The sequence below is a fragment of the Streptomyces sp. NPDC002896 genome (genome assembly GCF_040295225.1).
In the GTDB taxonomy this organism is placed as follows: Bacteria; Actinomycetota; Actinomycetes; order Streptomycetales; family Streptomycetaceae; genus Streptomyces.
Window position 1 is genome coordinate 75,238 of record NZ_JBEOVA010000004.1, and the last position, 13,622, is coordinate 88,859.

The 13,622-nt window shown below is 69.6% G+C and carries 13 protein-coding genes; 3 read left to right on the plus strand and 10 right to left on the minus strand.

The window, feature by feature from the left end; all coding sequences use genetic code 11:
• Positions 1-30: 30 nt before the first annotated feature.
• On the minus strand, positions 31-915 hold the full coding sequence (gene ilvY, locus ABT009_RS07415; RefSeq protein ID WP_351290592.1) for an HTH-type transcriptional activator IlvY: 885 nt from the start codon (positions 913-915) through the stop codon (positions 31-33).
• 74 nt (positions 916-989) lie between these two features.
• Here ilvY and ABT009_RS07420 point away from each other — a divergent pair, with 74 nt between their 5' ends.
• Entirely contained in the window at positions 990-1,706 is a 717-nt protein-coding gene (locus ABT009_RS07420) for a class I SAM-dependent methyltransferase (RefSeq protein ID WP_351290594.1), read from the plus strand.
• 80 nt (positions 1,707-1,786) lie between these two features.
• On the opposite strand, the gene ABT009_RS07425 is transcribed toward ABT009_RS07420, so the two are convergent.
• Complete coding sequence (locus tag ABT009_RS07425) at positions 1,787-2,764, minus strand: NADPH:quinone oxidoreductase family protein (RefSeq protein WP_351290596.1); 978 nt, start codon at positions 2,762-2,764, stop codon at positions 1,787-1,789.
• Between the two features lie 183 nt (positions 2,765-2,947).
• A complete protein-coding gene (locus ABT009_RS07430) occupies positions 2,948-3,658 on the minus strand; it encodes a PIG-L deacetylase family protein (protein ID WP_351291304.1) in 711 nt (236 codons plus the stop codon).
• Positions 3,659-3,855: 197 nt separating this feature from the next.
• Between ABT009_RS07430 and ABT009_RS07435 the strand changes: the two genes are divergently transcribed.
• Positions 3,856-4,419, plus strand: coding sequence for a cupin domain-containing protein (locus ABT009_RS07435; RefSeq protein ID WP_351290598.1), 564 nt, complete (start codon positions 3,856-3,858; stop codon positions 4,417-4,419).
• A 67-nt stretch (positions 4,420-4,486) separates the two neighbouring features.
• Here ABT009_RS07435 and ABT009_RS07440 read toward each other — a convergent pair whose 3' ends face one another.
• The 7 genes from ABT009_RS07440 to ABT009_RS07470 form a co-directional block, all read right to left on the minus strand.
• The gene (locus ABT009_RS07440; RefSeq protein WP_351290599.1) at positions 4,487-5,512 is read right to left on the minus strand and encodes a LacI family DNA-binding transcriptional regulator; all 1,026 of its coding nucleotides are present in this window, start codon (positions 5,510-5,512) and stop codon (positions 4,487-4,489) included.
• A gap of 91 nt (positions 5,513-5,603) precedes the next feature.
• Complete coding sequence (locus tag ABT009_RS07445) at positions 5,604-7,025, minus strand: BNR repeat-containing protein (RefSeq protein ID WP_351290601.1); 1,422 nt, start codon at positions 7,023-7,025, stop codon at positions 5,604-5,606.
• Between the two features lie 29 nt (positions 7,026-7,054).
• Positions 7,055-7,375, minus strand: a complete 321-nt coding sequence (locus ABT009_RS07450) for an L-rhamnose mutarotase (RefSeq protein ID WP_351290603.1) — start codon at positions 7,373-7,375, stop codon at positions 7,055-7,057.
• Between the two features lie 56 nt (positions 7,376-7,431).
• Positions 7,432-8,514 carry a rhamnose ABC transporter substrate-binding protein gene (gene rhaS, locus ABT009_RS07455; RefSeq protein WP_351290605.1) on the minus strand — a complete coding sequence of 361 codons (1,083 nt, stop codon included), beginning with the start codon at positions 8,512-8,514 and terminating at the stop codon, positions 7,432-7,434.
• A 32-nt stretch (positions 8,515-8,546) separates the two neighbouring features.
• Complete coding sequence (locus ABT009_RS07460; protein WP_351290607.1) at positions 8,547-9,539, minus strand: ABC transporter permease; 993 nt, start codon at positions 9,537-9,539, stop codon at positions 8,547-8,549.
• Positions 9,532-10,572, minus strand: coding sequence for an ABC transporter permease (locus ABT009_RS07465; RefSeq protein ID WP_351290609.1), 1,041 nt, complete (start codon positions 10,570-10,572; stop codon positions 9,532-9,534). Before ABT009_RS07465 ends, ABT009_RS07460 begins: the two co-directional genes overlap by 8 nt.
• Positions 10,569-12,086, minus strand: coding sequence for a sugar ABC transporter ATP-binding protein (locus tag ABT009_RS07470; protein ID WP_351290611.1), 1,518 nt, complete (start codon positions 12,084-12,086; stop codon positions 10,569-10,571). The genes ABT009_RS07465 and ABT009_RS07470 overlap by 4 nt, the downstream gene beginning before the upstream one ends.
• A gap of 269 nt (positions 12,087-12,355) precedes the next feature.
• Here ABT009_RS07470 and rhaI point away from each other — a divergent pair, with 269 nt between their 5' ends.
• Positions 12,356-13,516, plus strand: a complete 1,161-nt coding sequence (rhaI, locus tag ABT009_RS07475) for an L-rhamnose isomerase (RefSeq protein WP_351290613.1) — start codon at positions 12,356-12,358, stop codon at positions 13,514-13,516.
• The last annotated feature ends 106 nt before the right edge of the window (positions 13,517-13,622 follow it).

The following is a 13,622-nucleotide window of genomic DNA, read 5'->3' on the forward strand; positions in this document are numbered from 1 at the left end:
GCGGGTCCTGACCTGGCAAGACGCTGACCACTAGCGCACTGCCCGCGGACGTTCCCCGGGTTCGGTTGCTGCCCAGGCTGCGGCGATGAGGGGGCGGTGCACATCGGCCCGTCGGATGCAGACCCCGATGGCGAGCCGACCGGGGCTGGACGGGGTGGTCACCACTCGAAGTCTGGCACGGACGCCACTGTGTTGCAGGACGAGGTCGGGGATGATGCCGGTGCCGTAGCCAAGGGCGACCAGGGTGAGCAGGGCTTCGTGACCGTCGGCTTCGGCAGCGATGTGCGGATGGATGCCCAGGTTTCGGAACCACTGGTCGGCGGCGGCGCGGACGAGCCCCTGCCGGGGCAGGACGAAGGGCTCATCGGTGGTGGAGAATTCCTCGTTTGCCGGGGCGGTGCCGGCCTGGACGAGGACGAGCGGGGTGTGCGTGATCTGCCGGGCGAGCAGCGTGGCGGGAATGCGGTCGGGGAGGGCTGCGACGGCGAGGTCGGCCTCGCCCTGGTCGAGGAGGGCAAGGGCGGATGCGGCGTCACCGGTGCGTAAGGAAAGTCGCACGCGCGGGTGTGCGGTGCGCAGCGGGGTGAGCAGGTCGGGCAGCAGGCTGTGGCATGCGGTGACGGAGGCGAACACGCGCAGGTGCCCGGTGAGTTCGTCGCCCGTTGTGTCGTCGTTGTTGTAGCGGGCCCACAGGTCCAGGGCTTCGGCCGCGTACCGGCGGAAGGCGCGGCCGTGCGTGGTCAGGGACACTCCGTGGGGGCCGCGGTCTAGGAGCCGGTGTCCGGTGGCGGCCTCGAGCCGCTGCACGGTCCGGGACAGCGTGGCGGGGCTGACGTGGCAGTCAGCCGCGGTGCGGGTGAAGCTGAGCGTCTCCGCGAGGTGGAGGAAGAGCCGGTACTGGTCGTGGTCCTGCACCTTTCACCTTCCGCAACGCCGCGGTGCGTAAGTTACCGTTGCCGCATGGCCTGTTGGGAGCCTACAAACAGGGCATGCCACGGAGCGACACGACACATCCCCGTCCAGCCTGGTACTTCCCCGAATACGCGCCGGTAGGCGTCGACTTGGGCAGCAAGGCCGCGGTCGCCGTCTACGACCGCAATCAGGGCACCGATCCCCACGCTGACGACGCGCTGCTGGACCGCCTGGGCGTCACCGAAGACACCCACTTGGTCGACCTGGCGTGCGGTACCGGCTCGCTGGTCGTCCAGGCCGCGCGGCGCGGGGCCGTCGCGCACGGCGTGGACGTCTCCGAGGAAATGCTGGCCTTCGCTCAGGCCCGGGCCGACCGGTTCGGTGTGGCGCCGCACTGGCACCGCACCGGCTTCCTCGACTACGCCCACCGCGGCCCGCTCGCCGACGTGGTCACCACCAAGTCGGCCCTGCACCAACTCCCGGACTTCTGGAAACAGCAGGCGCTTCTCAACGCGGCCGGGATGCTCCGTCCTGGCGGGGCCTTCTATTTGTGGGATGTGATCTTCAGTTTCGAGCCGGCCGGCGCGGAGACGCACCTGCGGCAATGGATCGACGCCGCAAGCCGCCCCGACGGCGAGGGTTTCACCAGGGCCGACTTCGAAGCCCATGTCCGCGACGAGTTCTCCACCTACAACTGGATCATCGAGGGCATGCTGCAGCGAGCCGGGTTCGACATCGTCTCCTGTGCCTTTCCCCGCCCCACTCATGCAGAGTTCCACTGTCGCCGCCGGTAGCCGCTCCCGCGCCCTGCATGGCGCGGGCTGTGCCGTCGCGCAGGGGTCCTGTGCGCGACGGTGCAGTCCGGCTGCGTCCGTCAGGCGATCGCACCGTCCTCAAGCCCCGGGACCACGGCGATACGACCGGTCGTGACACCGTCGGCGACGCGCTGCACGGCCTCGGCCGCGGCCGTCAACGGCACACGGTCGCTGACGAGGGGCTTGATCGCGCCCTTCGCGGCGAGTTCGGTGAGCTGCTCGTGGCAGTGGAGCACCGCCTGCGGGTCCTTCGTGTTGTACAGGCCCCAGTGCAGGCCGAGGATCGAATAGTTCTTCACGAGTGCGTGGTTGAGCGCGGGCGTCGGAATCGTGCCGCTCGTGAAGCCGACGATGATGATGCGGCCCTCGAAGGCCACGCACTTCGCGGACTGCGCGTAGGCGTTGCCGCCCACCGGGTCGTAGATCACGTCCGCGCCCCGGCCGCCGGTTGCCTCCTTGACGGCGGCGACGACGTCGTCCGTGTGCCGGTCGAGCACGAGGTCGCAGCCGAGCTCGCGGGCCACCTTCACCTTCTCCGGGCCGCCCGCGACACCGATGACAGTGGCGCCCGCCGCCTTCCCGAGCTGCACGGCCGCGCTGCCGACGCCACCCGCGGCCGCGTGCACGAGCAGCGTCTCGCCCGCCTGGATGCGGGCGCGTCGGTGCAGGCCGAACCAGCCCGTCTGGTAGCCGATGTGCAGCCCCGCCGCCTCGGCGTCGTCCAGCGCGTCGGGCGCGGGCAGCACGGCGGCCGCCTCGGCGACGGCGTACTCGGCGAAACCGCCGTACGGCAGGACGGGGTTCGCGATGACGCGGCGGCCGTCCTCGGTCTCGCCGCAGATCTCCACGCCGGGTGTGAACGGCAGCGCGGGCCGGATCTGGTACTGCCCGCGGCACAGCAGGGCGTCGGGGAAGTTGACGTTCGCGGCCCGCACCCTGAGGAGCACCTGCCCTTCCCCGGGTACCGGCTCGGCCGTCTCCTCGAGGCGCATCGCCTCCCTCGGCTCGCCGTTCTCGTGCACGTGCCATGCCTGCATGCGGGCCCTCCACGGGACTGTTCGTAGAACCGAGCTGAGAGTCGCATACTAAGCAGTTGCTTGGGTGTGTGGGAACAGTCGCGTCCGTCACGCGTCGCGTGAGGTGCGGGAACCGAGAAGGCCGCTGGCAGCACGAGCGCCGCCCGCCGCGACCTCAGCGGGTGCAAAGGGGCTGAAAAGGCCTCAGCGGCTGAACAGCTCGAACGCCACCGCGGGCTTCCCGCCGAACCGCCGGCCCGTGGCCTCGGCGTTGCCGAGGAGGAAGGTGCGGCAGTACGTCTCCGGGTCCTCGTTCGTGAGCGCCTCGATGTAGGTGCGGTGCTCGAGCAGGGAGCGTACGGACCGCTCAAGGCCCGGCGTGGCGTCCACGGCGTGGGTGGGCTGGGCGGATCCGGCGACGGCGACCCAGCGCACCCCGTTCCACGGCTCGAGGCCCTGGTCGGCGAGCTCGGGGAAGATCCAGCGGTTGCCGGCGTCGGACGCGGCGTCGAGCGTGGCGCGCCCGACGGCGACATGATCGGGCGTGTTCCAGGCGACGCCGCCCCAGGTGTCGCGGTGGTTGAGGGTGATCACCAGCTCGGGCCGGTGGCGTCTGATGGCCGCAGCGATGTCCCGGCGCAGCCGGAGCCCGTACTCGATCACGCCGTCCTTGTGGTCGAGGAACTCCACACTCGACACCCCGACGACGGCGGCACTCGCCCGCTGCTCCTGTTCTCGCAGCGGGCCGCACTCGGCGGGCTCCAACGTGTCGATGCCCGCCTCACCGCGGGTGGCCAGGACGTACGCGACCTCACGGCCGACGTCGGTCCATCCGGCGACCGCTGCCGCACAGCCGTACTCGAGATCGTCGGGGTGGGCCACGACGGCGAGGGCGCGCTGCCAGTCGGTGGGCATGGGTTCGAGCTGCGGTTCGGTGGTTGGGGCGCCCTGCGGTTCGGTGGTCGGGGCGGGCTGCGGTTCGGTAGTCGGGGCGGGCTGCGGTTCGGCCATGATCGGGAGCCTATGCGTGCGCCCTGGTCGAAGCACCCCCCGGACTCCCGGTAACATCCGCCTCCGCGCAGGCTGTACTTGCTGTACTTGGGAGGAAATCGGTGGCGCCCCAATCGGAACCCGGCGTGCTCGCCCGGATGGCCGATCTGCTCGATGAGACGCCCGCGGAGCGGGGCGGCGCCGTGTGGCGGCTGGCTGCCGCGGGACGGCAGTTGGACGCGAACGTGGTGCGTCTGGCGCCCGGGGCCGAAGTCGGCGCGCATGCCGAGCCGGATCTCGACGTCCTGCTGTACGTGGCCGCCGGCGGCGGGCAACTCGACGCCGAGGGCGAACGGCAGGCGCTGGGACCGGGGAGCGTGACGTGGTTGCCGCGCGGCACCCGCCGGGCGCTGTCGGCGGGTCCGGACGGCATGGCCTATCTCACCGTGCACCGCCGCAGGCCCGGCCTCACCATCCGCTCGGCCGCACCGGGGCGCGAGCCCGAGCCGCAGCAGGAGCCGGAGTCGCGGCCGGAGTCCGAGGCACGGCCAGAGCCCGAGCCGAAGCCGGAGGGCGGCGAGGCCACCTGCCTGCTGCACCGTGTCTGCCCCGAATGCGGGCGCCTCGCGTCGGAGCGCGACGCCCTGTACTGCAGCCGATGCGGCACCCGCCTGCCGTCGGAGTGAGCGCCCTGCCCGACGTCAGCGTTTGGAAGTGACCGCCAGCGCGTGGAAGTGACCGCCCTGTCCGACGTCAGCGCGTGGACAGGCTGGAGCGGCGCACCACGAGCTCCGGCTGGAGCACGACCCGTTTGTGCTCGTGCGGCGCCGACGCGGTCTCTGCCTCCGTCTCCTCCAGCAGGAGTTCGGCGGCGAGCGCGCCCATGGTCACCGCGGGCTGGCGCACGGAGGTGAGCGGTACGGCCGCGGCGGCCGCGAACTCGATGTCGTCGTAGCCGACGATCGCCAGATCGTCCGGCACGCTCACTCCGGCCGCGAACATGGCCTGCAGTACGCCGAGAGCGAGCAGGTCGTTGGCGCAGAACACGGCCGTCGGGCGCTCGGCGAGCCCGAGCAGCCGGGCTCCGGCATCCCGGCCCGCGGCCACGTCGAGCCGCTCGGTCGGCAGTTCGCGCAGCGCATCGGGCCCGAGACCGGCCTCGGCGAGCGCGTTGAGGGCGCCGGTCCGGCGGTCCCTGACCTGGTTCAGTCCGGGCGGCCCGCTCACATACGCGATGGAGCGGTGCCCCGCGTCGATGAGATGCCGTACGGCCAGCGCGCCGCCCACCACGTCGTCGACCGACACCGAGCACTCGGTGGTGCCCTCGGCGACCCGGTCGACGAGCACGAACGGGATGCCGTGGCGGCGGAACGTCTCGATGTTGCGCCCGGTCGCGTCGGCGGGCGTCAGCAGCACGCCGCGCACCCGCTGCTCGGCGAAGAGCGACAGATAGTCGGCCTCCTCGCCCGCGCTCTGCGCGCTGTTGCAGACCATGACGCCAAGACCGGCGTCCCGCGCGGCGCGCTCGGCGCCGCGCGCGACGTCTACGAAGAAGGGGTTGCCCATATCCAGGACGAGCAGGCCCATGATCCGGCTGCGGCCGGCCCGCAGCTGGCGGGCCGACTCGCTGCGCACGTAGCCGAGCCGGTCTATCGCGGACAGCACCCGTGCCCGGGTCTCGGATGCGACGGTGTCCGGACGGTTGATGACGTTCGAGACCGTGCCCACGGAGACTCCGGCGGCGCGGGCGACGTCCTTGATACCCACCGACTGGGCCATCAGGCTGGGACCTCCCGGGGGACGAGGAGCGGCGGGCATGCCCTCACATTACCTGCGCGAAGATTACTCGCGCCCCCGGTGAAAGCGCCGGTCATGACGGCAGCCGGAAGTCGACGACATGGAGCGGCGAGGGTGTCGTACCGCTGGACTTCTCCTGGTACATGAACGACAGGACCCCGTCCTGCGAGACCCGCATCTCGTCGATCACGACCTCGCCGAAGGCGTTCAGTCCGCTGCCGTCGTACAGGAGCTTCCAGTCGGTGTACCCGGAGGACTTGGAAGCGCCGGCGATCCGGCCGAACGGGAAGATCGCGTATGCGTTGTCGTACTTGTCGAGGATCAGCTTGGTGCGCTGGCTGGAGTTCAGCGCGACCGGGATCTCGGTCTTCTGCCAGGTGCCGGATGAGTTCTTGCGGACGTGGAAGACGCGGCCGTTGGTCGTCCGGTCGGTGACGTAGTTGGTGGTGCACTGGCCGAAGCGGCCGGGCACATAGCTGATGATCGCGTGCGGCAGGCCGGCCGAGTCGGTGAACTGGCTCTCCTGGTTCATCAGCGAGTGGTCGGGGTTGAGGGGGTCGACGACGAGTCCGGCGTCGGTGACGGCGACCTTGTCGGAGCCGCCGGTGGTGCCGACGACGGTGCCCGCGTTGTTGCGCCAGGTGCGGCCGCGGTCGTCCGAGTAGACGTAGCCGGTGTCGTGGTTGGTGATGCCGCCGCTGTTGCACATCACCGCGCCGTTCTGCTCGCGCCAGGTGAAGAAGGAGTGCAGCCGGCCGTTCTTGTCGTAGTCGATGCCGTGCAGGTACATGTTGCGGGCGGTGCTGGAGCCGTGCTCGCTGGTGTACGTGCCGGTGGAGCTGGTCCACTCGCCGAGGTTGGTCCACGAGGTGCCGTTGTACTCGGCGAGCGCGTTGCGGCCGTTGCCGGAGATGCCGACGCGGTAGCTGAGCTGGAGCCTGCCCTCGGGCGTCGAGATGAACTGCGGGTACGTGAACTGCGAGGTGAGGGCGAGTCCGTCGAGGGTGGACTGCGGTGCGCCGAAGCGGCTGGCGGTCCAGCTCAGCCCGGAGGGGTTGTCGAGGAGGCCGGCCACGGACTTGACGTAGGTGAAGCCGTCGCTGTGGGAGTCCATGTTGAGGTGCAGCCGGCCGTCGGTCTTGGAGACGCCCATGGAGATGACGTTGTGGGAGTCGTTGTAGCGGAGCGTGTGGCCGACCTTGACGGTCGACCAGGTGCTCGCGCCGAGCACGCGGCGACCGACGACGGCGTTGCGGTCGGCCGTGTACCAGGCGGCGTACTGGTAGCCCTTGTACGTGAACAGGCCGTTCTTCTGGAACGAGTTGTTGTTGACCAGGCCGTCGTAGGAGACGAAGAAGATCGCCTGGGAGTCGAGGGTGGCGTTGCCGGTCAGGGTGACCGAGGGGCCGGGATCGGCGGCGCGTGCCGTGCTAGTGACTGCCACGGTGCCCAGTCCCGAGGCGAGGGCGGTGGCCAGCAAGGTTCGTCTTCTCATGTCCGCATGCTCCTGAGGTGGGGGGCGTGTCAGGCAAGATGGAACACTTCGGTGAGGGGTTTCATGGCCTCGTCGGGCCGGGCGCCGTCCAACGATTCGAAGAACGGCGCCATCTCCGCCTGCCAGCGGGCGTTGACGTCGGTGGCCTCCATACCGGCCTGGGCGGCCGCGAAGTCCTCGGTCTCCAGATAGCCGACCAGCAGGCCGTCCTCGCGCAGGAACAGCGTGTAGTTGTGCCAGCCGGTGGCCGAGAGGGCTTCCAGCATCTCGGGCCACACGGCGGCGTGCCGCTCGCGGTACTCGTCGAGGCGGTCCGCCCGGACCTTCAGCAGAAAGCACACGCGCTGCATCAACGACCCTCCGGGTCCTAGAAGTCGGTACTGGAAGCCGGCCCTGGAAGCTGGTCCTAGAAGTTGAACTGGTCGATGTTCTTCTTGTCGAACACGGTCGGCTTGCCCAGGCTGATCACACCGTCCTTGCCGATGGTGTAGGTGCCCATGTCGCCGGCCTTGAAGGTCTCACCCTCCTTGCCGGTGATCTGCCCGGACACCAGGGCGACGGAGGTGCGGGCGGCGAGCTCGCCGAGCTTGGCCGGGTCCCACAGCTCGAACCCCTCGACGGTGCCGTTCTTGACGTACTTGCGCATGTCGTTGGGGGTGCCGAGGCCGGTCAGCTTGACCTTGCCCTTGTACTTGGAGCCGGACAGGTACTGGGCCGCGGCCTTGATGCCGACGGTGGTCGGGGAGATGATCCCCTTCAGGTTCGGGTACTCCTGGAGCAGGCCCTGGGTCTGCTGGAAGGACTGCTGGGCGTCGTCGTTGCCGTACGCCACCTTCACCAGCTTCATGTCCTTGTACTTGGGGTCCTTCAGCTCGTCCTTCATGTAGTCGATCCAGGTGTTCTGGTTCGTCGCGGTCTGCGCCGCGGACAGGATCGCTATCTCGCCCTTGTAGCCGATCTGCTCGGCGAGCAGCTGCACCTCGGTGCGGCCCAGGTCCTCGGCGCTGGCCTGCGACACGAAGGCGTTGCGGCAGTCGGCCTTGGTGTCGGAGTCGTACGTGACGACCTTGATGCCGTTCTTCATGGCCTGCTTGAGGGCGGTGCACAGGGCGCCCGGGTCCTGCGCGGAGACGGCCATCGCGTCGACCTGCTGCTGGGTGAGCGTGTTGACGTAGGAGACCTGGCCGGAGGTGTCGGTGGCGCTGCTCGGGCCGACCTCCTTGTAGCTGGAGCCGAGCTCCTTGAGGGCGGCCTCGCCGCCCTTGTCGGCGGAGGTAAAGTAGGGGTTGTTGACCTGCTTGGGCAGGAAGCCGACGGTCAGGCCCTTCTTCAGGGCCGCGTTCGGGTCGGCCTTGCCGGCGCTGGCGGTGGATCCGCCGTCGTCCTTGACGTCGTTCTTGGTGGTGCCGCCGCAGGCGGTGGCGGCCAGGGCGAGCGAGGTGACGGCGGCGAGGGCCGCACAGGTACGGCGGATCGAAGACTTGCGCATGGCGGAGGTCCTTTACGGGGTGAGCGGAGCGGTTACGAGGTCGGAGTCGAGGCGGCTCTGCGGCCCGCCCTCGCTACGGAGATCTGCCGTGTGACCCGCGGGCCGAGCACGGAGACGACGAGCAGAACGCCGGTGACGACGATCTGGGACTGCGCGGAGACGTTCACGAGGCTCATCACGTTCTGCAGCGCGCCGAGCAGGAAGACTCCCGCGATCGCGCCGCCGAGCGTGCCCTTGCCGCCGTCGAAGTCGATGCCGCCGAGCAGCACGGCCGCCACGACGGAGAGTTCGAGTCCGGTGGCGTTGTCGTAGCGGGCGCTGGCGTAGTGCAGCGCCCAGAAGATGCCGGTGAGCGAGGCCATCAGCCCGGTCACGGTGAACAGGATCAGCTTCTGCCGCTTGACGCGGATGCCCGCGAAGCGTGCGGCCTCCTCGCTGGCACCGATGGCGAACAGCGAGCGCCCGAACGGGGTGGCGTGCAGGGCGACCACGGCGATCGCCAGCAGGGCCAGGAAGGGCAGGAACGCGTACGGAATGAACGTGTCGCCGATGCGTCCGGCCGCGAAGTCCAGGTACTGCGTGGGGAAGTCGGTGACGGCGTCCGAGCCGAGCACGATCTGCGCGATGCCCCGGTAGGCGGCGAGCGTGCCGATGGTGACGGCGAGGGACGGCAGCCCGAGCCGGGTGACGAGCAGGCCGTTGACGAGGCCGCACACCGCGCCGAGCAGCAGGCACAGCGGGATGATCGTCTCGATCGACATCCCTTGGTTCCACAGCGCGCCCATCACTGCACCGGACAGACCGGCCGTGGAGGCGACCGACAGGTCGATCTCGCCGGAGACCACGAGCAGGGTCATGGGCAGGGCGATGAGCGCGATCGGCAGGGTGTTGCCGATCAGGAACGACAGGTTGAGAGCGTTCCCGAAGCCGTCGACGAAGCCGAAGGACAGCAGCAGTACGACGATGAGGAGGGCGCCGACGACCGTGTCCCAGCGGACGGCGCGCGCGAGGGGCGAGTCAGCCATGGCGGGCGTTCCTCTTCTTCAGGGCGGACGCCACCCGCAGTGCGACCACACGGTCCACGGCAATGGCGAGGATGAGCAGGATGCCGTTGATGGCGAGCACCCACACGGAGCTGACGCCGAGGGCGGGCAGCACGCTGTTGATGGAGGTCAGGAGCAGCGCGCCGAGGGCGGCTCCGTAGACGCTGCCGGAGCCGCCGGTGAAGACGACGCCGCCGACCACGACCGCGCTGACCACGGTGAGTTCGTAGCCGTTGCCCGTGCCGGAGTCCACGTTCCCGAACCGCGCCAGATACAGCGCGCCCGCGAGGCCGGCCAGGCCCCCGCAGAACGTGTACGCGGCCAGGATCCGCTTGCGGACGGGGATGCCGGCGAGCCGCGCGGCCTCCGGGTTGGAGCCGAGCGCGTACAGCTCGCGTCCGCTGCCGAAGTGCTTGAGGTAGTACGCGGTGGCGACGAGCACCGCCAGCGCGATGAGCGCCAGCCACGGCACGGCAGAGATGCCGCCGGAGCCGAAGTCGACGAATCCGCCGGGGAGATCGGCCGCGGTGATCTGCCGTGAGCCGACCCAGATCGAGTCGATGCCGCGGATGATGTAGAGCGTGCCGAGGGTGACGACGAGCGCGGGCACCTGACCGAGGCTGACGAGCAGGCCGTTGACCAGGCCGAAGACCACGCCCAGCAGCACCGCCAGGACGATCGCCACGACGGAGTTCCCGCCGCCCTGCAGATAGGTACCGGCCGCGAAGGCGCTGATGCCGAGCGTCGAGCCGACCGACAGGTCGACGTTCCGGGTGATCACGACCAGCGACTGGCCCGTGGCGACCAGCACCAGGATGGTCGCGTTCAGCAGCAGGTCCTTGATGCCCTGCTCGGACAGGAACTCGCTGTTGCCCGCCTGGGTGATGGCGATCATCACCAGGAAGACGACCAGGATGGCGAGTTCGCGCATCTTGAAGACGCGGTCGACCAGGCGGGTGCCGCTGGACTTGGGTATTTCTGCTGCGGGCGCGGGGTTGGGGGCGGTCACCGTCATGCGGCGGCCCTCCCGGTTGCTGCGGCCATCACGGATTCCTCGGTGGCTTCGGAGCGTGGGATCTCGGCGGTGAGCCTGCCCTCGTGCATCACGAGCACGCGGTCGGCCATGCCGAGGATCTCGGGCAGGTCGGAGGAGATCATCAGGACGGCTACGCCGTCGGCGGCCAGCCGGCTGAGCAGCCGGTGCACCTCGGCCTTCGTACCGACGTCGATGCCGCGGGTCGGCTCGTCCACAATCAGCACCTTGGGGTCGGTGGCGAGCCACTTGGCGAGGACGACCTTCTGCTGGTTGCCGCCGGACAGGGTGGAGACGGTGTCGGCGATGCGCGCGTACTTCACCTGGAGCTTGACCGCCCAGTCGAGGGAGCGGCTGCGCTCGGCGCCCCGGTCCATCAGGCCGGCCTTCACGGTCGTACGCAGGCCGGTGAGGCCGATGTTGCGCTCGATGGACATGTCCATCACCAGGCCCTGAGCGCGCCGGTCCTCCGGGACCAGGGCGAGCCCGGCGGCCATGGCGGTGGACGGTGCGCCGTTCGTCAGCGCCTTGCCGTCGACCTCCACCTCGCCGGCGTCCCAGCGGTCGACGCCGAAGACGGCACGGGCGACCTCGGTGCGGCCGGCGCCGACGAGTCCGGCGAGGCCGACGATCTCGCCGCGCCGCACCTCGAAGGAGACGTCGGTGAACACGCCCTCGCGGGTCAGGCGGCGCACACTCAGCGCCACCTCCCCCGCCTGCACCTCCTGCTTGGGGTACAGCTCGTCGAGATCGCGCCCGACCATCCGTCGTACGAGGTCGTCCTCGTTCATGCCGTCCAGCGGCTCGCTGGAGATCCAGGCGCCGTCCCGCAGGGTCGTGACCCGCTGGCAGATCTGGAAGATCTCCTCGAGCCGGTGCGATATGAACAGCACCGCGGCGCCCTGCTCGCGCAGGGTGCGGACGACGCCGAACAGGCGGGCCACCTCGCTGCCGGTGAGGGCGGCGGTCGGCTCGTCCATGATCAGGACACGGGCGTCGAAGGAGAGCGCCTTGGCGATCTCGACGATCTGCTGGTCGGCGATGGACAGGCCGCGCGCCGGGCGCTCGGGGTCGAGTTCCACGCCGAGGCGCTGCATCAGGGCCAGGGTCGCGGCGTTCGTGGCCTTGTGGTCGATGCGGCCGAGGGCGCGCCGGGGCTGGCGGCCCATGAAGATGTTCTCGGCGATCGACAGGTCGGGGAAGAGCGTGGGCTCCTGGTAGATGACGGCGATGCCCGCGTCCCGGGCGTCGGCCGGACCGTGGAAGACGGTGGGCTCGCCGTCCAGCAGCACCTGACCTGCGTCCGGTCGGTGCACCCCGGCGAGCGTCTTGATGAGGGTCGACTTGCCCGCGCCGTTCTCGCCGGCGAGTGCGTGCACCTCGCCGGGGAACAGTTCCAGGGACACGTCCCGCAGAGCGCGCACGGCGCCGAAGGACTTGGAGACGTCCTTGAGCGCCAGCACGGGGGCCGGATCCGTGTCGGACCGTTGGGTCATGGGGGGCTCCTCAACGACGCGGGCGGAGCGGCCTCACGACGTCGTGAAAGGTTTCAACTGGGTTGCCGGGACGTTAGGCATGCCACGTAGGTCGCGTCAATGGGTCCGTGTCGAAATTTTCGACGCCATAAGGTCACAAGGGGGTCACGGAGACCGGTCTTTGTGAGAAGGGTTGACAGCTCTTCGGGAGGCTCATAGCTTCCCTCTCTGAATCGATTCAGAATATTCAGATTGCGTCTTCCAGACCCGAAGTCACCAGGAGCCCCGAAGTGACCGAGCTCGCCGCGGTGAAGGCCGCGCTCAAGACCCAGGCCATCGAGACACCGTCGTGGGCGTACGGGAACTCAGGGACCCGCTTCAAGGTGTTCGCGCAGCCCGGGGTCCCGCGGAATCCCCGCGAGAAGCTGGACGACGCGGCGAAGGTGCACGAGTTCACCGGGGCCGCGCCGACCGTCGCCCTGCACATCCCGTGGGACAAGGTCGACGACTACGCGGCTCTTGCGAAGCACGCCGAGGAGCGCGGCCTGAAGCTGGGCGCGATCAACTCCAACACCTTCCAGGACGACGACTACAAGCTCGGCAGCATCTGCCACCCCGACGCGGCCGTGCGCCGCAAGGCCCTCGACCACCTCTTCGAGTGCGTCGACATCATGGACGCGACAGGTTCGAAGGACCTGAAGCTGTGGTTCGCCGACGGCACGAACTACCCCGGCCAGGACGACGTCCGCGAGCGCCAGGACCGCCTCGCGGAGGGCCTTGCCAAGGTCTACGAGCGGCTAGGCGACGACCAGCGGATGCTGCTCGAGTACAAGTTCTTCGAGCCGGCCTTCTACACGACGGACGTCCCGGACTGGGGCACGGCGTACGCGCACTGCCTCAAGCTCGGCCCGAAGGCGCAGGTCGTGGTCGACACCGGGCACCACGCACCGGGCACCAACATCGAGTTCATCGTCGCCACGCTGCTGCGCGAGGGGAAGCTCGGCGGCTTCGACTTCAACTCGCGCTTCTACGCGGACGACGACCTGATGGTGGGCGCCGCCGACCCGTTCCAGCTGTTCCGGATCATGTACGAGGTGGTGCGGGGCGGCGGCTTCACGCCTGATGTGGCCTTCATGCTCGACCAGTGCCACAACATCGAGGCGAAGATCCCGGCGATCATCCGGTCGGTGATGAACGTGCAGGAGGCTACGGCGAAGGCTCTGCTCGTCGATCGCGAAGCGCTCGCCGCGGCTCAGCGGGCCGGTGACGTGCTCGGTGCGAACGCCGTCCTCATGGACGCGTACAACACCGATGTCCGGCCGCTCCTCGCCGAAGTTCGCGAGGAGCTCGGCCTGGACGCCGACCCGGTCGCCGCGTATCACCGGTCCGGGTGGGCCGCGAAGATCGCCGAGGAGCGGGTGGGTGGACAGCAGGCGGGCTGGGGAGCCTGATCTTCGTCTGCCGGGTCCGACCGGCTGCAGTCTGCGGGCCGTGTCCGGCTGGTCGCGCCCACGCGGCGGAGCCGCATGATGTCGCAGCCCCGCGCCCCTAATGGGG